Origin of the sequence: Pseudomonas fluorescens (assembly GCF_012974785.1) — a bacterium.
Classification (GTDB): Bacteria; Pseudomonadota; Gammaproteobacteria; order Pseudomonadales; family Pseudomonadaceae; genus Aquipseudomonas; species Aquipseudomonas fluorescens_BT.
Genome location: NZ_CP027561.1, coordinates 2,647,710 through 2,665,861, shown reverse-complemented (window position 1 = coordinate 2,665,861; position 18,152 = coordinate 2,647,710). Strand labels below are relative to the sequence as shown.

The 18,152-nt window shown below is 61.5% G+C and carries 16 protein-coding genes; 8 read left to right on the top strand and 8 right to left on the bottom strand.

The genetic code is table 11. The annotated features are described in order from the left end of the window. Nucleotides 1–3: 3 nt before the first annotated feature. The 4 genes from benB to C6Y56_RS11765 all read right to left on the bottom strand — a co-directional run bounded on the left by benB (nucleotide 4) and on the right by C6Y56_RS11765 (nucleotide 5,220). The gene (gene benB, locus C6Y56_RS11780) at nucleotides 4–492 is read right to left on the bottom strand and encodes a benzoate 1,2-dioxygenase small subunit (RefSeq protein ID WP_169430009.1); all 489 of its coding nucleotides are present in this window, start codon (nucleotides 490–492) and stop codon (nucleotides 4–6) included. Beyond that, nucleotides 489–1,847, bottom strand: a complete 1,359-nt coding sequence (gene benA / locus C6Y56_RS11775; protein WP_169430008.1) for a benzoate 1,2-dioxygenase large subunit — start codon at nucleotides 1,845–1,847, stop codon at nucleotides 489–491. Before benA ends, benB begins: the two co-directional genes overlap by 4 nt. A 141-nt stretch (nucleotides 1,848–1,988) precedes the next feature. Then, a complete protein-coding gene (locus C6Y56_RS11770; RefSeq protein ID WP_169430007.1) occupies nucleotides 1,989–2,945 on the bottom strand; it encodes an AraC family transcriptional regulator in 957 nt (318 codons plus the stop codon). Between the two features lie 148 nt (nucleotides 2,946–3,093). Continuing rightward, a complete protein-coding gene (locus C6Y56_RS11765; protein ID WP_169430006.1) occupies nucleotides 3,094–5,220 on the bottom strand; it encodes a TonB-dependent receptor family protein in 2,127 nt (708 codons plus the stop codon). Between the two features lie 140 nt (nucleotides 5,221–5,360). Here C6Y56_RS11765 and C6Y56_RS11760 point away from each other — a divergent pair, with 140 nt between their 5' ends. Then, nucleotides 5,361–5,681, top strand: a complete 321-nt coding sequence (locus C6Y56_RS11760; RefSeq protein ID WP_169430005.1) for a hypothetical protein — start codon at nucleotides 5,361–5,363, stop codon at nucleotides 5,679–5,681. A gap of 74 nt (nucleotides 5,682–5,755) precedes the next feature. On the opposite strand, the gene C6Y56_RS11755 is transcribed toward C6Y56_RS11760, so the two are convergent. The 3 genes from C6Y56_RS11755 to C6Y56_RS11745 form a co-directional block, all read right to left on the bottom strand. Further along, nucleotides 5,756–6,382 carry a DUF3885 domain-containing protein gene (locus tag C6Y56_RS11755; RefSeq protein WP_169430004.1) on the bottom strand — a complete coding sequence of 209 codons (627 nt, stop codon included), beginning with the start codon at nucleotides 6,380–6,382 and terminating at the stop codon, nucleotides 5,756–5,758. A 46-nt stretch (nucleotides 6,383–6,428) separates the two neighbouring features. Beyond that, nucleotides 6,429–6,701 (bottom strand): hypothetical protein, encoded by a 273-nt coding sequence (locus C6Y56_RS11750; RefSeq protein ID WP_169430003.1) that lies wholly within the window; start codon nucleotides 6,699–6,701, stop codon nucleotides 6,429–6,431. A 64-nt stretch (nucleotides 6,702–6,765) separates the two neighbouring features. Continuing rightward, nucleotides 6,766–7,536, bottom strand: coding sequence for an AraC family transcriptional regulator (locus C6Y56_RS11745; protein WP_169430002.1), 771 nt, complete (start codon nucleotides 7,534–7,536; stop codon nucleotides 6,766–6,768). Nucleotides 7,537–7,758: 222 nt separating this feature from the next. On the opposite strand from C6Y56_RS11745, the gene C6Y56_RS11740 reads away from it, so the two are divergent. The 5 genes from C6Y56_RS11740 (at nucleotide 7,759) to C6Y56_RS11720 (ending at nucleotide 14,262) form a co-directional block, all read left to right on the top strand. After that, entirely contained in the window at nucleotides 7,759–9,390 is a 1,632-nt protein-coding gene (locus C6Y56_RS11740; RefSeq protein ID WP_169430001.1) for an APC family permease, read from the top strand. A 22-nt stretch (nucleotides 9,391–9,412) separates the two neighbouring features. Further along, nucleotides 9,413–10,339, top strand: a complete 927-nt coding sequence (locus C6Y56_RS11735) for a 4-hydroxyproline epimerase (protein ID WP_169430000.1) — start codon at nucleotides 9,413–9,415, stop codon at nucleotides 10,337–10,339. A gap of 55 nt (nucleotides 10,340–10,394) precedes the next feature. Then, nucleotides 10,395–11,342, top strand: a complete 948-nt coding sequence (locus tag C6Y56_RS11730; protein WP_169429999.1) for a dihydrodipicolinate synthase family protein — start codon at nucleotides 10,395–10,397, stop codon at nucleotides 11,340–11,342. Between the two features lie 75 nt (nucleotides 11,343–11,417). After that, on the top strand, nucleotides 11,418–13,010 hold the full coding sequence (locus C6Y56_RS11725) for an aldehyde dehydrogenase (NADP(+)) (RefSeq protein ID WP_169429998.1): 1,593 nt from the start codon (nucleotides 11,418–11,420) through the stop codon (nucleotides 13,008–13,010). Further along, nucleotides 13,000–14,262, top strand: coding sequence for an NAD(P)/FAD-dependent oxidoreductase (locus C6Y56_RS11720; RefSeq protein ID WP_169429997.1), 1,263 nt, complete (start codon nucleotides 13,000–13,002; stop codon nucleotides 14,260–14,262). Before C6Y56_RS11725 ends, C6Y56_RS11720 begins: the two co-directional genes overlap by 11 nt. 8 nt (nucleotides 14,263–14,270) lie before the next feature. Here the strand turns inward: C6Y56_RS11720 and C6Y56_RS11715 are convergent, their stop codons facing one another. Beyond that, nucleotides 14,271–15,446: a XylR family transcriptional regulator gene (locus C6Y56_RS11715; protein WP_169429996.1), complete on the bottom strand. Its 1,176-nt coding sequence runs from the start codon at nucleotides 15,444–15,446 to the stop codon at nucleotides 14,271–14,273. A gap of 188 nt (nucleotides 15,447–15,634) precedes the next feature. On the opposite strand from C6Y56_RS11715, the gene xylA reads away from it, so the two are divergent. Together xylA and xylF are read left to right on the top strand one after the other, a co-directional pair. Beyond that, nucleotides 15,635–16,951, top strand: coding sequence for a xylose isomerase (gene xylA / locus C6Y56_RS11710; RefSeq protein ID WP_169429995.1), 1,317 nt, complete (start codon nucleotides 15,635–15,637; stop codon nucleotides 16,949–16,951). 142 nt (nucleotides 16,952–17,093) lie between these two features. Beyond that, the gene (gene xylF, locus C6Y56_RS11705; RefSeq protein WP_169429994.1) at nucleotides 17,094–18,095 is read left to right on the top strand and encodes a D-xylose ABC transporter substrate-binding protein; all 1,002 of its coding nucleotides are present in this window, start codon (nucleotides 17,094–17,096) and stop codon (nucleotides 18,093–18,095) included. Nucleotides 18,096–18,152 lie beyond the last annotated feature (57 nt).

The window sequence follows — 18,152 nt, the reverse complement described above, 5'->3', positions numbered from 1 at the left end:
CGATCAGATGTGGTAGATGTCGATGACCTGACGGACGTAATCGTTCTTCAGCACGACTTTCTTGGCCTTGATCAACGGCTGGTCGCCGCGCAGGTCGAGGGTGTAGAAGCTGGTGCCGAAATAACTGTCGGTGACCTGATAGCGAAAGCTCAGGGTGTGCCAGTTGAAGCGCACCTGGCATTGCCCTTCGCCCTGCTCGACGATCTCGATGTTGCTGAGGTTGTGCGAGGTGCGGGTGTCGGGAATGGTCGCGCTGGAGCGCTCGGTCTTGATCCGGAACACCCGGTCTTCGAGGCCGCCACGGTTGCCGTACCAGATCAGCGAGATTTCGCTTTGCGGGTCTTCGGTCAGGGTGTCGTGGTCGTCCCAGGCCGGCATCCAGAAACTGGCGTCGGCGGCGTAGAGTTCCAGCCATTGATCCCACTGGCCGTCGTCCAGATAGCGCGCTTCGCGGTAGAGGAAATCGCGCACGGTGTCGTAGAGGTTGTTCATTGCACGGCCTCCACGGGGATCAGGTTTTTATCGGAGGAAACAGCCTTGAGCATGGTTTCCTGCCAGTACTTGTGTTGCAGCACGAACAGGCCTTCGTCTTCGGTGCGCAGGCCGGACAGCAAGGGCTTGAGGTCGATTTCCTTGGCCGCCGCGTCCGCGCCTTCGACCCAATGGGTCGCGCCACGGGACATGTCGTTCCAGCCGCGCCCGGCGCCGTAGCCGGTCTGGCACGAGCGGAATTCTTCGAGGTCATCCGGGGTGGCCATGCCGCTGACGTTGAAGAAGTCTTCGTATTGGCGGATGCGTTTGGCTCGGGCTTCCGCGCTTTCGCCTTTGGGCGCGATGCAATAGATGGTGATCTCGGTCTTGTCGACGGAGATCGGCCGGGCGATGCGGATCTGCGAGCTGAACTGATCCATCAGGTACACGTTGGGGTACAGACACAGGTTGCGCGAGTTCTCGATCATCCAGTCGGCGCGGGCCTGGCCGAAGTCCCGGGCCAGTTCATCGCGACGCTCGTAGGCCGGGCGGTCCTCGGGGTTGGCCCAGCGGGTCCACAGCAGCAAGTGGCCGTGATCGAACGAGTAGAAACCGCCGCCCTTCTTCGCCCAGCTGCCGGCGCTCATGGTCTTGATTTCTTCGCCAGCGTCGCGCTGCTGACGCTGATTCTGGGTGGCGGCGTAGTTCCAGTGCACGGAGCTGACGTGATAACCGTCAGCGCCATTTTCGGCGGTGAGTTTCCAGTTGCCTTCATAGATGTAGGAACTGGAACCGCGCAGCACTTCAAGGCCTTCGGGTGACTGATCGACGATCATGTCGATGATCCTGGCTGACTCGCCCAAGTGCTCGGCGAGGGATTTCACATCGGCGTTCAGGCTGCCGAACAGAAAGCCGCGATAGGATTCGAAACGCGCGACTTTGGTCAGGTCGTGGGAGCCTTCGCAATTGAAGCCTTCGGGGTAGCCGGCTTCGCTCGGGTCCTTGACCTTGAGCAGTTTGCCGCTGTTGTTGAACGTCCAGCCGTGGAACGGACAGGTGTAGCTGGAACGGTTGCCGGACTTGTGCCGGCAGAGCATGGCACCGCGATGGCTGCACGCATTGAGAAAGGCATTGAGTTCACCAGCCTTGTTGCGGGCGATGAAGACGGGTTGGCGGCCCATGGTGGTGGTCAGAAAGTCATTGACGTTGGGGATCTGGCTTTCATGGGCGAGGTAGATCCAGTTGCCTTCGAAGATGTGCGTCATCTCCAGTTCGAACAGCCGCGGATCGGTGAACATCTCCCGCTTGCAGCGGTAGGCACCCTTCTCGGGGTCCTCTTCAAGCATGGCATTGAGGTAGTCGATTCCCAGGGACATGGCCGGGGCCTCCATTGTTATTGTTCAGGCCAGGTCAGATTAGGGAGGCAACGCGGGCGGCAATATCCGAATCCTGCAGAGCGCTATCCGTTTTGTGCAGGACGGCGCGGCAGGTGCTTCAGATTGTTTCGGGGCGGGAATTCAGTGGCGGCGTTTGAAGGTCACGGACGGCAATTCGCCGAACTGCTGGCGATAGCTTTCGGAGAAACGCCCCAGGTGCAGGAAGCCGTAGTCCAGCGCCAGTTCGGTGAGGTTGCGCACCGGGCAGCTCGGATCACTGAGGCAGGCATGAATGCGCTCGAGCTTGCGCTGGCGGATGTATTGCATCGGGGTCACGCCGAGCTGGCGTTCGAACAGCGCGTACAGTGAACGCGGGCTCATGTTCGCCTGGGCCGCCAGGTGTTCGGCGGGTAGATCCAATTTCAGATTGCGATCAATGTAGTCGAGGATCCGCTCGAAACTGACGCTCGGCGAACTCAGGCATTCACGGCTGACGTTGGTGTTCATCAGCGAAATCAGTTTGCTGCCGACGATCTGCGCGTAGTGCTCCTGTACCCGCAACAACGGATCGCTGGCTTCGGCTTCCTGGCAGATCATGCCCAGCAGGTGGGTAAACCCTTCCAGCTCGTCGAGCCGGTAATGATTGCGCAGGAACCGGATGCCTCCGGCAGGATGCAGCCAGCGCTGTTCGTCGCACACCGATTCCAGCACGCTGACCGGCACCTTGAGGATGAACTTCTCGCAATCGTCGGAATAAGTCAGGTCGACCGGATCGTCCGGGTTGATCAGCAGCAATTCGCCCGGCACCAGATGATGCTCACGCTTGTGCCCGCGCCACAGGCAGTTGCCTTGCAGCAGGACTTGCAGGTGATAGACCGTTTCCAGTGCAAGCGACGTGACGCGAACGCTGCCGCCATAGCTGATGCGGCACAGATCGAGGTCGGCGAGTTTGCGGTGGTTGAGGCTGGCTTGCGGGTGGGTGGTTTTGGACAGGCCGATGAAATGCTGACCGACGTGCTGGTTCACATAGTCGGAGACGGCATACGGGTCAGCGTGGCGAAACACGCTGCTGCGGTCGCTCAGCAGGCGGCTGTCCATGGGCAGGGCACTCGATCTTGTCGTTATGGTGATGGTCACGGTTTACGCCATCACCGGTCACAGTACGCCGGCAAGCAGGATCGGGCAATTGGACGAAGGTTTGGCTGTCCGGTGATCGAACGGTTTCAATCACCGTTCTGTCGTGAGATCAAAGCAGACTCCACGACACCCCGACGTACATCGCCATCCCCTCACCCGGCGTGGAGCGTGCGGCGTCCAGTCCTTTATCGTCATAGCCCGGCGTAACTGTAGCGGCGTAGTGTTTGTCGGTCAGGTTGCGCATGTCCAGCCAGGTCTGCCAGTCGCCTTTCGGCGCGTTGTAACCGAGGGTCGCGCCGAAGGTGGCGTAAGGATCGGCGTAGTAGCTGTTGGCGTAATCCACCGCGACTTTCGATACCAGTTGCGTGTTGACGGCGGCGAAGAACCCCTGCGGGAAGTCGTAGCGCAATTCGCCCTGGTAGTAATGCATCGGCAGGCCCGGCAGGCGGTTGTCGCCGAAGCGGTCGTCATCGCGGTAATGGAAGTCGCTGAAGGTGTAGGCCTGGCGCAGGCTCAACTTGCCGCCATCGTTCGCTGACCACAGGTTGCTGAGCAGGCTGGCTTCCACGCCTGGATGCACCGTCGGGCTGGCATTGAGTTCGTAAGGCGTGGTGGCGTTGGCGTCCGGCAATACCGAGAGCAATTCGTGGCGCACCTGGGCGTAGTACCAGGCCAGGCTCCATTCGCCGAGCGCGCTGTCGCCACGGCCGCCGAGTTCCAGGGTGGTCGCGGTCTGGTTCTGCAGTTTGATGGGGTCGCGCTGAGTGCCGGTGGCCGCACCGCTGCCGGCCGGAAAGCGGACGTTGGAGCTGTAGATCAGCGACCACGGATGCGGCGCTTCGACGGAGCGGCTGAGGTTGCCGAACAGTTGCAGGTCCGGCGTCACCTGATAACGCAAGCCCAGGCGTGGGGCGTAATCCCAGTCGCCGAGGCTGGTTTTGCCGCCACCTTCCGGGTAGGTCACGGCGCTTTCGCGGCGGGTGTAGATCGCGGCGAGGCCGGTGGTCAGCCACAGGTCGTTGGCAATCTCCAGGTCATTGCCAAAGTGCAGAACGGTGTCCGAGCCTTGATAAGTGAAGTTGCGCATGTGCGTGCCCGGCGCATAACCGGCGGTGTTGCCGGTGGGAATCCGAACCAACTCAGTGGCACCGTCGTTGGGCAGGTGTTTGGTCACCCGCAGGCCAACCGTGCTGCGGCTTTCGAGACCCCAGAGCGTGTCGCGGCGCTTGTAGTCGAACGTGCCGCTGACATCGGTGTACGCCACCTTCAGGCGGTTGGGTCCTTCGCGCAGGTCCATCGGGTAATCGTGATAAACGAGGCCGGTCTGGATGCTCGAATCGTCGTCGATGTAGTACGTGGTCTTGTTGCCGATGAAGGTGCTGCCCGGCTGATCGCGGCTGTCGTTGCGCGTCACGTAGGCCGGGTTGGCCGCGCGCGGATCGTGTTCGATGGAGTGTTTGGTCACTCGCCCGGCGAGGTCGTTGTCGGTCTCGCGGTGACGAATGTAGAAGCGGGTTTCCAGATTCGGATTGAAGCGATAACCGAAGTTGGCGATCACGCCCTGGCTCTTGCTGGCGGTGTGATCCTGATAGCCGTCGGAGTGCGCATCGGTCATCGACAGGTAGTAATCGAAATCGCCGAGCACCTGGCCCGAGCTGACTTGCCGTTGCGCATAGCCGTGGCTGCCCATGACGTAGCGCACATTCAGCAGTGGCGCGTTGTAGCCGGTGTGGCTGACGTAATCGACCGCCCCGCCAAGGGCCAGCGCACCACGATCGAAACCGTTGGCACCACGCAATACTTCCACATGATCGAGCCACAGCGGCTCCAGCAACTCGTAAGGCGTACCGCCGGGACCGGTCAGCGGCAGGCCGTCGAGCATCGTGTACAGCCCCGACGCGTGAGCACCGGGAGCCCGATTGATGCCCGAACCACGAATCGAGATTTTCACCCCCTCGTTGCCCGCCGACTGGGCATAGACCCCCGGCTGGTACGCCAGCACATCCTGATTGCTCGCCACCCGCCCCTGCATCGGGCGGCGCATATCGACCACGTTGGTGCCACCGGGCACCTGTGCCAACCGGGCCTTGGCCTCCTCCAGCGAAAGGTCTTCGCCGCTCTGGTCTTCAGCCCCGATCAGCACTTGCCCCAACTCCATGCCCTGAGACTCGGCTTCCACCGGACAAGCAAGGGCCAGCCCCAGCAATGCAGCGGGCAATGTTTTGAGCGAGGGCATCGAGAGAACTCCAGACAGAAACGGGCAGTGAGAACTGCGACGTATGAATGAACGAAGTAAACACATGGTGATTTTGTTTTTTGTCAGGTAAACAGGCGGCTGAAATGCTGAATTGTGATTTGAACGAGGGAGATGCAGGGATGGCCGAAGCAGTATTGAAGACGAAACTGGTCAATTTTCTGGCCCCCGGCGGACTCTGGGTTGGCGGGAAGGTAACGGTGACCCACTCCACGATTTTCATGAACGCCAATGCCATGAACCGTATGGTTCAGGACGGGGCTCTGGATATTGAAATCCCCATGGCATCGATTCGAAAGGTCAGCCTGGAATGGGGGTTCATGACCAAGATTGTGTGCCTGGAAACCGACTACGGCTGCTTTTACTTCCGTTGTTTCGGGGCGAAAGAGATGGTGTCAATGATTACCAAAATGTACGTGTCGCGAGCCTTGCAACGCACCTAGTGAACGGAGCTTGATTTAAATGCGCTTGAGCCCTCGGACCTCTCTGATCGGCATCAAGGGCTCCGGGGCCAATCTCAGGCAGCGCCCGCAAAGTCAGCGTCCATCGCGGGCCGGTCGTAATCGAGGAGATACGCTTGATGGCGGTGATACAGCCTTGAAAGCAGCGCCTTGTTGGGCCCGACCACGTCCATCCCTCGGTCGTCGTAAGGGAAAACCATCACTTCGGCCTTCAAATTGAACAGGTAGACCGCGCAGCGTGGATTCGGCGCAATGGCGCCAAAGTCCGTGGCCAGTGCGCACCAGAGCAATGCTTGAAGCGACCTTGCGGGCGCTTCGAATGCGAGGTTGATCCAGTACTCGGGTTCGCTTTCGCAGAACCAGTTATCCGGATCAGTGCGTTCACTCCAGATCGAGCGTTCTGCAGGTATCTCGATGCCAGCCGACCGAAGGGACTGAAGTAACGCTCGATGGGTAAATCGCTGGCCGCCGGAGTGAAAGCGCAGACAGGTCACGAGCGTGGGCTCGCCACTGAAAATGTCGGTGCAGATTTCGGTCGATTTTCGCAAGGCCAACAGGAACTGTTCGATCATCCCTCCCGTTTCGGAGAGTTCGAAACGCAGTCCTCCCGGGCAGGAATAAAACAGCGGCCTTGCGAAGGCCTGGTCGGTAAAAATCCGCTCGATTTCAAGATGAAGGTTCACTGAAGTCCTTTCCGGTCACTATGGCTCGGGCGGCTATCGCGCCTTATCAATTCTTGCACTTGGCCAACACCACCTGACAGGTACCGGGCGTACCGCCCGAGCGGCCGGCGTAGCGCATGCAGTTATCCATGGATTTTTTCTGTGCCTGGCCCAGGGTCGATCCCCACGCCAGGCCACCCTCGCCCATCGTCGGCACCGCTTTGGCATAGCAGCGATCACCGGTGGTCGCGTAGTGAGCCTTGCTCGAACAGGACGCCGTCAGCGTCAGCAGGATCGCGCACAGGCCATACGAGCATCGGCGTACCCAGAATTCGCTCATCTCGTTTCACCTGCAGCAAGTGGGGCTGACAGGGTCAGTCTAGCCGCTATGACCCGCGAGCCGCTCATTGCTCCGTCGCCTGTCGATACTGACGCGGGGTGAACCCGGTCGAAGCCTTGAACTGCCGGGTGAAGGCGCTGTGATCGGTGTAGCCGCATTGCAGCGCCACCTCGGTAATCGGCAGTTCGGTGTGCAACAGGCGATGGGCATGTTCCAGCCGTACCTTCTGGATCATCTGCCTCGGCGTCAGGTGGAAGACCCGTTTGCAGTAGCGCTCCAGTTGCGCCACCGAAATACCGGCAATCCGGGTCAATTCACCCAGTGTCACCCGCCGATTGAAATGCGCGCGGATGTGTTCATCGACGGCCGCCAGGCGCTGAAACGCCGGATGGGTTTCGCTGGCCGATTGCAGGTCCACCGAAATCCCGGCGAGGCCGATGATCTCGCCGTCGCGGTTGTACAGCGGGCGTTTGTGCGTCAGGCACCAACCCGGTTCGCGGCTGCCGTACAGATGCAGTTCCAGTTGATCCTCCAGCACGAACCCCTCTTCCAGCACCCGACGATCCTGCTCGGTATAACCGGGCCCGAGTTGCGCCGGAAACACCTGCGCACTGGTTTTCCCAAGTAGCGGTTTAAGGTCTTTCAGACCGCAGCGCTGCACCAGCGTACGGTTGGCCAGGACGTACCGCGCCTGCACATCCTTGATGAAAATGACCGCGTTCGGAATCACGTCCAGCATCGGCAACAGCGGCGCCACGCCGGCCAGCAGCGCGTCGAGGGTATGGGGACGCTGGCGCTCATCGCCCTGACAAAGGATCGCAAACGCGTTCTGCATGTGAAGGTCTTCCCCGGTGAATGGATCGGCCTGAGGTGTTCGCGTGCAGATTGCAGCAACGTTCGAAGCGTGTCGAGCGCCGCTGTCTTTCTTCGCAACTGTGCCGAATTCGTCATCCAGAGCTGCGCAAAACATCAATCGCCCGACGCCCGATGAGTTCACTGTTTAGCCGTTCAAGTGACTCACACCTGCCTATCCAATAACTCACAAGAAGGCGATGCCATGTCAGGCCAAGGCAAGTTCAAAAAACAACTTTCATTGATCGACCTCACCTTTATCGGTCTGGGGGCGATCTTCGGTTCCGGCTGGTTGTTCGCGGCCAGTCACGTCTCTGCGATTGCCGGGCCGGCGGGGATATTTTCCTGGCTGCTGGGCGGCTTCGCCGTGTTGCTGCTGGGCATCGTCTATTGCGAACTGGGCGCGGCATTGCCCCGCGCTGGCGGTGTGGTGCGCTACCCGGTTTACAGCCACGGGCCGCTGCTCGGTTATCTGATGGGTTTCATCACGCTGATCGCGTTTTCCAGTCTGGTGGCAATCGAGGTGGTTGCATCGCGCCAATACGCGGCGGCCTGGTTTCCGAGCCTGACCAAGGCCGGCAGCGGTGATCCGACCCTGCTCGGCTGGCTGGTGCAGTTCGGCCTGCTCTGCGTGTTCTTCCTCCTCAACTACCGCAGCGTGAAGACCTTCGCCAAGGCCAACAACCTGGTCAGCGTGTTCAAGTTCATCGTGCCGCTGCTGGTGATCGGCGTGCTGTTCACCTTCTTCAAACCGGAAAACTTTCAGGTTCAGGGCTTCGCCCCCTTCGGGCTCTCGGGCATCGAAATGGCGGTTTCCGCCGGCGGCGTGATCTTCGCCTACCTCGGCCTGACCCCGATCATCTCGGTGGCCAGCGAAGTGAAAAATCCCCAGCGCACCATCCCGATTGCGCTGATCCTGTCGGTGCTGCTCTCCACTGCAATCTACGTGCTGCTGCAAACGGCTTTCCTCGGCGGCATCCCCACCGAATTACTCGCCAATGGCTGGGCCGGGGTTTCCAAGGAATTCGCCCTGCCGTACCGCGACATCGCCCTGGCGCTGGGCGTGGGCTGGCTGGCGTATCTGGTGGTGGCGGACGCGGTGATCTCTCCCAGCGGCTGCGGCAACATCTACATGAACGCCACGCCTCGGGTGATCTACGGCTGGGCGCAGACCGGCACGTTCTTCAAGGTCTTCACCCACATCGACGAGAAGTCCGGGATCCCGCGTCCGGCGCTGTGGCTGACCTTCGCCCTGTCGGTGTTCTGGACCCTGCCATTCCCTTCCTGGGAAGCGCTGATCAACGTGGTCTCCGCCGCGCTGGTGCTGAGTTACGCAGTGGCTCCAGTGACCGTCGCCGCGCTGCGGCGCAATGCACCCGACATGCCGCGCCCGTTCCGGGTCAAGAGCATGGGCGTGCTGGGGCCGGTGTCGTTCATCATCGCGGCGCTGATCGTTTACTGGTCGGGCTGGAACACCGTGTCCTGGCTGCTCGGCCTGCAAATCCTGATGTTCGTCGTCTACCTGCTTTGCGGCCGCTTCGTGCCGACCGCCCACCTCAGCCTATCCCGGCAAGTGCGCTCGTCGGCGTGGCTGATCGCCTTCTACGCGGTGACCATCGTCCTGTCGAAACTCGGCACCTTCGGCGGCCTGGGCATCCTCACTCATCCGTTCGACACCCTGGTCGTCGCGGCCTGTGCGATGGGCATCTATTACTGGGGCGCCGCCACCGGCGTACCGGCGCACCTGCTGCGCCTGGAATCGGAAGAGGATGAAAGCGAAGTCGCTTCGCTGTCCCCTGCCTCCAACGCCAATCCTCGCGCTGCCGGCGCTTACTGAAATCACTCAACGGGACCTGTCCATGAAACGAGTACACGTCATTGATTCCCACACCGGCGGCGAACCCACGCGTCTGGTGATGAAGGGTTTTCCCGATCTGCCCGGCAACACCATGGCCGAAAAGCGCGACGCCCTGCGCCAGCAGCATGACCAGTGGCGCCGCGCCTGCCTGCTGGAACCGCGCGGCAACGATGTGCTGGTGGGCGCGCTGTATTGCGAGCCAGTGTCGCCGGACGCCACCTGCGGCGTGATCTTCTTCAACAACGCCGGCTACCTCGGCATGTGCGGCCACGGCACCATCGGCCTCGTTGCTTCGCTGCAACATCTGGGGCTGATCACACCGGGCGTGCACAAGATCGACACGCCGGTCGGCCCGGTCAGTGCAACGCTGCATGAAGACGGCGCCGTGACCCTGGGCAACGTGCCCGCCTATCGCTCACGCAAACAGGTGGCGGTGCAAGTGCCGGGATACGGCCGTTTCCTTGGTGATGTGGCCTACGGCGGCAACTGGTTTTTCCTGGTCAGCGAACACGGCCAGACGTTGACGATGGACAACGTCGAAACCCTGACCGACTTCACCTGGAAAATGCTCAAGGCCCTGGAGGACCAAGGCATTCATGGCAAGGACGGCGCGGTCATCGACCACATCGAACTGTTCGCCGATGACGCCGAGGCCGACAGCCGCAACTTCGTCATGTGCCCCGGCAAGGCCTACGACCGCTCCCCTTGCGGCACCGGCACCAGCGCCAAACTGGCGTGCCTGGCCGCCGACGAAAAACTCGCGCCGGGCGAGCGCTGGGTGCAGGCGAGCATCACCGGCAGCCAGTTCGAAGGCCGCTTTGAATGGGAAGGCGAGCGCATTCGCCCCTACATCACCGGCCGCGCCCACATGACCGCCGACAGCACGCTGCTGATCGACGAAACAGATCCGTTCGCGTGGGGCATCTGAGCCGCTGCGCTGCTTTTCCAAACCTATCTGAATGACCGTTCCAAGGAGAACAATAATGAGCGACAACATCTTCACCGGCTGCATGCCCGCCCTGATGACCCCGTGCACCGCCGCACGCACACCGGACTTCGATGCGCTGGTGGCCAAGGGTCGCGAGCTGATCGATATCGGCATGAGCGCGGTCGTGTATTGCGGCTCCATGGGCGACTGGCCGCTGCTCACCGAAGCCGAGCGTCAGGAAGGCGTGGCGCGGCTGGTGGGTGCCGGGATTCCGACCATCGTCGGTACTGGCGCCATCAACACTCGTGAAGCAGTGTCCCATGCTGCCCATGCGGCAAAAGTCGGTGCTCAGGGTTTGATGGTCATTCCCCGGGTGCTGTCCCGAGGCGCTTCGCTCGCCGCACAGAAGGCGCACTTCTCCGCGATTCTGCACGCCGCGCCGAACTTGCCGGCGGTGATCTACAACAGCCCTTACTACGGCTTCGCGACTCGCGCCGACCTGTTCTTCGAACTGCGCCGTGAATACCCGAACCTGATCGGCTTCAAGGAATTCGGCGGTGGTGCCGACCTGCGCTACGCCGCTGAAAACATCACCTCCAAGGATGATGACGTGACCCTGATGGTCGGTGTCGACACCCAGGTCGTGCACGGTTTCGTCAACTGCAACGCCACCGGCGCCATCACCGGCATCGGCAACGCGCTGCCCCGCGAAGTGCTGCAACTGGTGGCGCTGAGCAAGCAGGCGGCCAAGGGTGATGCCAACGCCCGGCGACAGGCACGGGAGCTGGAATCGGCGCTGGCGGTGCTGTCGTCCTTCGATGAAGGCACGGATCTGGTGCTGTATTACAAACACCTGATGGTGCTCAACGGCGACAAGGAATACACCCTGCATTTCAACGAGACCGACGCCCTCAGTGACTCTCAGCGTCGGTACGCGGAAGCCCAGTACGCGCTGTTCCGTCACTGGTACGAAAACTGGTCGGCGCAGCAGAACTTCGCCTGACCTGCCGCCCCGCTCAAGCCCGCCGCCCCACGGCGGCGGGCCTTATTCGTGACCTGCTTTGATAAGGAATGCGCCATGACCCTGACGGGCCAACTGCTGATCGGTCAGCAAACCCTCACCGGCGACCGCGACGTCATCCACGGAATCAATCCCGCCACCAACACCCCGTTGGAACCGGCCTACGCCGGCGGCTCTGCCGAACATGTCGAGCAGGCCTGCGCACTGGCCTGGGCGGCGCTCGACCGTTATCGCGAGACATCGCTCGAGGCACGGGCCGAATTCATTGAAACCATCGCCCGCGAAATCGAAGACCTCGGCGACGAACTGATCGACCGCGCCCTGGCCGAAACCGGCCTGCCGCGCCCGCGCCTTGTGGGTGAGCGGGGCCGTACCTGCCAGCAACTACGGCTGTTTGCCCGCACCGTGCGGACCGGTGAATGGCTGGATGTGCGAGTCGATACCGCGCAACCGCAGCGCCAGCCAATGCCGCGTTCGGATCTGCGTCAGCGGCAGATTCCGCTGGGGCCGGTGGCCGTGTTCGGTGCGAGTAACTTTCCACTGGCGTTCTCGGTGGCGGGCGGCGATACCGCTTCGGCCCTGGCCGCCGGTTGCCCGGTGATCGTCAAGGCCCATGGCGCCCATCCCGGCACTAGCGAACTGGTTGGCCGTGCCGTTGCGCGGGCGGTTAAGGCCTGTGATTTGCCGGAAGGTGTGTTCTCGTTGTTGTACGGCTCAGGCCGTGAAGTCGGAATCGCGCTGGTCAGCGATCCACGGATCAAGGCCGTCGGCTTCACCGGTTCGCGCAGTGGCGGGCTCGCGCTGATCAAAGCGGCTCAGGCACGGACCGAGCCGATTCCGGTGTACGCGGAAATGAGTTCGATCAACCCGGTGTTGCTGTTCCCGGCAGCGTTGCAGAATCGCGCCGAGGCGTTGGCCCAAGGTTTTGTCGCTTCGCTGACGCTGGGTGCCGGTCAGTTCTGTACCAATCCCGGTCTGGTGATCGCCCGCAAGGGGCCGGCGCTGGACGCCTTCATCGGCGCCGCCAGCGAATTCATCCAACGCAGCCCCGCGCAGACCATGCTCACGCCGGGGATCTTCAATGCTTACGAATCCAGCGTGAGTGCCCTCACGGAAAATACCCGGGCGCGTATTGCCGCCGTCGGCCAGCGAGCAACGGATCCGAATCAGGGCCAGGCCCATCTATTCGTCACCGATGCCGCCGAATTTCTTGCCGATCACACCTTGCAGGACGAAGCCTTTGGCGCCGCGTCCTTGATCGTGCAATGCGCCAGCGATGCGGAAATCCGCCAGGTGCTCGAACAGCTGGAAGGCCAACTGACCGCCACGCTGCACTTGGATGACGAGGATCTGCAACAGGCCCGCACATTGCTGCCAACCCTGGAACGCAAGGCCGGGCGGTTGCTGGTCAATGGCTGGCCGACCGGCGTTGAAGTCTGTGATGCGATGGTGCATGGCGGACCGTTCCCGGCGACTTCCGATTCGCGCACCACGTCGGTGGGTACGGCGGCGATCCTGCGTTTCCTGCGCCCGGTCTGCTATCAGGATTTTCCCGACAGCCTGCTGCCAACCGCGCTCAAGCAGTCCAATCCACTGTCATTGCGTCGCTTGCTCGATGGCCAAAGGGAAACCGTGAAAAATGCCGAATAACCCGTACGACATCGCCGTGGTCGGCGCCGGCATCATCGGCGTCGCCAGTGCCCTGCGCCTGGCCCGTCAGGGCTTGCGGGTGGTGGTGATCGACCCGCAGGAACCCGGTCACGGCGCATCGTTCGGCAACGCCGGGCACCTGGCGACCGAGCAGGTGTTTCCGATTGCCGACAGCTCGATTATCAAACGCTTGCCGGCCATGCTCATGGACCCGATGGGCCCGCTGCGCCTGGACTGGAAATACCTGCCCCGCGCCCTGCCCTGGTTTGCGCGGCTGTTGCTGAACCTGCGCTCGGCGCCGTTTCAGCGCACTGTTGCCGGTTTGCGCGCGCTGAATGAAAGCTCGCTCGACGCCTGGCAGCGCTTGCTCAAAGACATCCAGCGCCCCGAGCTGCTGAAGATGGAAGGTTCGCTGCTGGTGTTCGAACGCCCCGACTCACGCACGGCGCTCGAAGCATTGCAGCAACGCCTGCAACAGCAACAGGTGCCGGTCGACTGGTGGCAGGCCGGCGCGGTACGCGAGACCGCGCCGCAACTGAGCGAACGGATTCAGGGCGGACTGTTTTTCCCGAACACCGGGCATTTCATCGATCCCCACCGTGTCGTGCGTGAGTTGGTGGAAGCAGCGAAAGCCAGCGGCGTGCAGTTTGTGAAGCAGCAGGTTCAGGGCGGACAACTGAACGAGCATAGCGTCAGCCTGATGACCGGAACCGGCACCCTGTCCGCCCGCCAGGTACTGATCGCGTGCGGCGCCCACTCGGCAAAACTTACGGCCGCACTGACCGGTAAAAACGTCCCGCTGGATACCGAGCGCGGCTACCACCTGATGCTGCCCCACGAACACAACCGACTGCCCTTCCCCGTCACCTCGCTGGAACGCAAATTCATCATGACCCCGATGTCCGAAGGGCTGCGCCTGGCCGGCACCGTCGAATTCGCCGGCCTCGAAGCCCCGCCGACCATGGCTCGCGCCTGGCAACTGCATCGGTTGAGCAAAGGGTTGTTTAGTGAGGAACTGAGTGTCGAGGCGGCCACACCGTGGATGGGGTTTCGACCGTCGCTGCCGGACTCGCTGCCGGTGATCGATCGGGTGTGTGACGGGAGGGTGTTGCTCGCATTCGGGCATCAGCATCTGGGGCTGACGCAGGCGGCGGTGACGGCGGAGATGGTTGGGGGAATGGTGTTGCCATCGACGCAGGACACCGCTCGTATTCTGCCGGTGCGCGAGCCCTATCGACTGGATCGCTTTTGAGTGGCCGTCTATCGGGCGCCCTGCTGATATTCACGGGGCGTACACCCGAACTCTCGGCGAAACACCGTGTGCAGGTACTGGGCGGATTTGAAACCGCACGTGCGGGCAACGTCTGCAATCGCCGTGTCGGTTTTTTCCAGCCCGCGGGTGGCCGCCGCCAGTTTGAAACGCAGAATCTCGTCATGCACGCTGCAGCCTCGCACCGTGCGAAAGTGCGACTCCAGCGAGGAGCGCGACACGCCGACATAAGCCGCCACTTGCGCGGTCTTGATGCCCTGGCAGGCATATTGGCGGATGAACAGCAGCGCCTGCATGACGTAAGGGTTACCCAACGGTTGATGCAAGCTCGACATCTGGACGTTTATCGCTTCAGGCGGGATCAGGACATGCTCGCCCGTTGACGGCTTGCCGTGCAGCATCTGGTGCAGCAGTTGCGCGGCGGTGCGGCCCATGGTTTCGGTGCCCTGGATCACCGAACTCAGGGGGACCCGGGTCAGGCTGCGGGTCAGCGGGTCGTTGTCGATGCCAATCAACGCCACCTGCTCCGGAACGGCGATGCCGGCGGTCAGGCACGCTTGCAGCAACTGCCGGGCGCGGGCGTCACTGACCGCGATGATGCCAATGGGCTTGGGCAGGCTTTGCAGCCAGGCGATTAGTTGTTCGACGGCGCTGTCCCACAGCGGTGCACTGGTGCCCATGCCGCGATAGACCTCGGCGCGCAACCCGTCCCGGTGCATCAATCGCAGAAAGGCCTTTTCGCGCTCCTGAGCCCATCGGTTCGCCTGCGCCTCAGGCAGGCTGAAGCAGGCGAACCGTTGCAGCCCGGCCTCGATCAAGTGCTCATAAGCCATTTTGATCAGCGCGTTATTGTCGGTCGCGACGTACGGGACCCCTTTGGGGTAGGCCCGCTCATCCTGATAAGAACCTCCCACCGCCACCACGGGCAATTTGATGTCGGCCAGCGCCTCGCCAATCAGCGGGTCGTCGAAGTCAGCAATGATGCCGTCGCCCTGCCAGCGCTCGATGCCCTTCAACCGGCAGAGAAAATCCTCTTCCAGGAACAGATCCCAGGACGCGCGCGTGCTGCTCAGGTAGTTGCCGATGCCGCTGATGATGCCGCGGTCATAGATCTTGCTGCCGTTGAACAACAGGGCGATGCGGTGAACAGGCGGTACGGTTTTCATTGTTTTTTATGCTGTTCCGGGCCCCTTGCCGTAGAGGCGGTCTGCACAGACTAGGCGCGCAGAGGGCGAATCTCAATACGCAAAATCGCACTGCGTGTTGGTGATTTTCGTAATCGGCAGGCACAGGGCCGTTGCTAGTATCGGGACACGCCCAAGAACAACAACCAAGAACAACAAGGACATTGCCAATGCCGTACTTCCCCGATGTCGAGCGGATTCGCTACGAAGGTCCTGCCAGCGACTCTCCCCTTGCCTTCCGTCACTACGACGCCGACAAAATCATCCTCGGCAAACCCATGCGCGAACACCTGCGCATGGCCGCCTGTTATTGGCACACCTTTGTCTGGCCGGGCTCCGACGTGTTCGGCGCCGGGACGTTCAAGCGCCCGTGGCAACACGCCGGTGACCCGATGCAGCTGGCCATCGGCAAGGCGGAAGCCGCGTTCGAGTTTTTCTCCAAACTGGGTATCGACTACTACTGCTTTCACGACACGGATGTCGCCCCCGAAGGCCACTCGCTGAAGGAGTACCGCAACCACTTCGCCCAAATGGTCGATCACCTGGAACGCCATCAGGAAGAAAGCGGAATCAAGCTGCTGTGGGGCACCGCCAACTGTTTCAGCAATCCGCGCTTTGCCGCCGGCGCCGCCAGCAACCCGGACCCTGAAGTGTTCGCCTGCGCCGCTGCCCAGGTCTTCAGCGCCATGAACGCGACTCAACGCCTCAAGGGCTCCAATTATGTGTTGTGGGGCGGCCGAGAAGGTTACGAAACCTTGCTCAACACTGACTTGAAGCGCGAGCGCGAGCAACTGGGGCGCTTCATGCGCATGGTGGTCGAGCACAAGTACAAGATCGGTTTCAAAGGCGACCTGCTGATCGAACCCAAACCGCAGGAACCGACCAAGCACCAATACGATTACGACAGCGCCACGGTGTTCGGTTTTCTCCAGCAGTTCGGTCTGGAAAAGGAAATCAAGGTCAACATCGAGGCCAACCACGCGACCCTGGCCGGTCATAGTTTTCATCACGAGGTAGCGACGGCCGTCTCGCTGGGGATTTTTGGCAGCATCGACGCCAACCGGGGCGACCCGCAAAACGGCTGGGACACCGATCAGTTTCCCAACAGCGTCGAGGAAATGACCCTGGTCACCTATGAAATCCTCAAGGCCGGCGGTTTCGGCAATGGCGGGTTCAACTTCGACTCCAAGGTACGCCGCCAGAGCCTCGACGAGGTCGATCTGTTTCACGGTCACGTCGGCGCCATGGACGTCCTCGCCCTGTCGCTCGAGCGGGCCGCCGCCATGGTGCAGAACGATCAGCTTCAGCGACTCAAGGATCAACGCTACGCCGGCTGGCAGCAGCCGTTCGGCCAGTCGGTGCTGACGGGTGAGTTCAATCTCCAGTCACTGGCCGAGCACGCCTTCGCCCACGAACTGAACCCGCAGGCCGTCAGCGGCCGCCAGGAAATGCTCGAGAACGTCGTCAACCGGTTTATCTATCGCTGATCGCCAACGGGGATTGCAGGCGCTGTGACATTTGCGCGACAAATCTGTAGTCCGTTGCGTCTGCTGATTCTCTACAGTTCCACCAGCCCGATATTCATCGTCAGGCCGTGTCTTTCAAACAAAAATAAAAGGACGCCCCACCATGAAGAATGTAAAACGCACGCTGCTGGCCAGCGCCCTGGCCCTGTTGTCGCTGCCGGTGATGGCCGATGCGGCCCATCCGAAAATCGGTTTTTCCATTGATGATCTGCGGCTGGAACGCTGGTCACGGGACCGTGACTACTTCGTAGCAGCAGCGGAGAAAATGGACGCCAAGGTCTTCGTGCAGTCGGCCGATGCCAACGAGCAAAAGCAGATTTCGCAAATCGAAAACCTCATTTCCCGTGGCGTCGATGTCATCGTCATCGTGCCGTTCAACGCCACCGTGCTGACCAATGCGGTGGCCGAAGCGAAGAAAGCCGGCATCAAGGTCGTCTCCTATGACCGTCTGATCCTCAACGCCGATATCGACGCCTACATCTCCTTCGATAACGAAAAGGTCGGCGAAATGCAGGCCAGCGGCGTGCTGCACGCAGCGCCCAAGGGCAATTACTTCCTGCTGGGTGGCGCGCCCACTGACAACAACGCGAAAGTGTTGCGCGAAGGTCAGATGAAGGTGCTGCAACCGGCCATCGACAAGGGCGATATCAAGATCGTCGGCCAGCAATGGGTGAAGGAATGGAACCCTACCGAGGCGCTGAGCATTGTTGAAAACGCCCTGACCCGCAACGACAACAAAATCGACGGCATCGTCGCCTCCAACGACGCCACGGCCGGCGGTGCCATTCAGGCCCTGGCCGCTCAGCAACTGGCCGGCAAGGTGCCGATCTCCGGGCAGGACGCGGACCTGGCAGCGGTCAAGCGGGTGATCGCCGGCACTCAAACCATGACGGTTTACAAACCGCTGAAACTCATTGCCTCCGAAGCCGCCAAACTCTCGGTGCAACTGGCGCGCAACGAGAAACCCGCCTACAGCTCGCAGTACGACAATGGCAGCAAAAAAGTCGACACCATCCTGCTCACCCCGACTCCGTTGACCAAGGACAACATCGACCTGCTGGAACAGGATGGCTTCTACACCAAGGCGCAGATCGCCGGACAGTAACCAAGGCCTCAATCCCTGGTTATGCGAAAACCCTTGTGGGAGCGAGCCTGCTCGCGA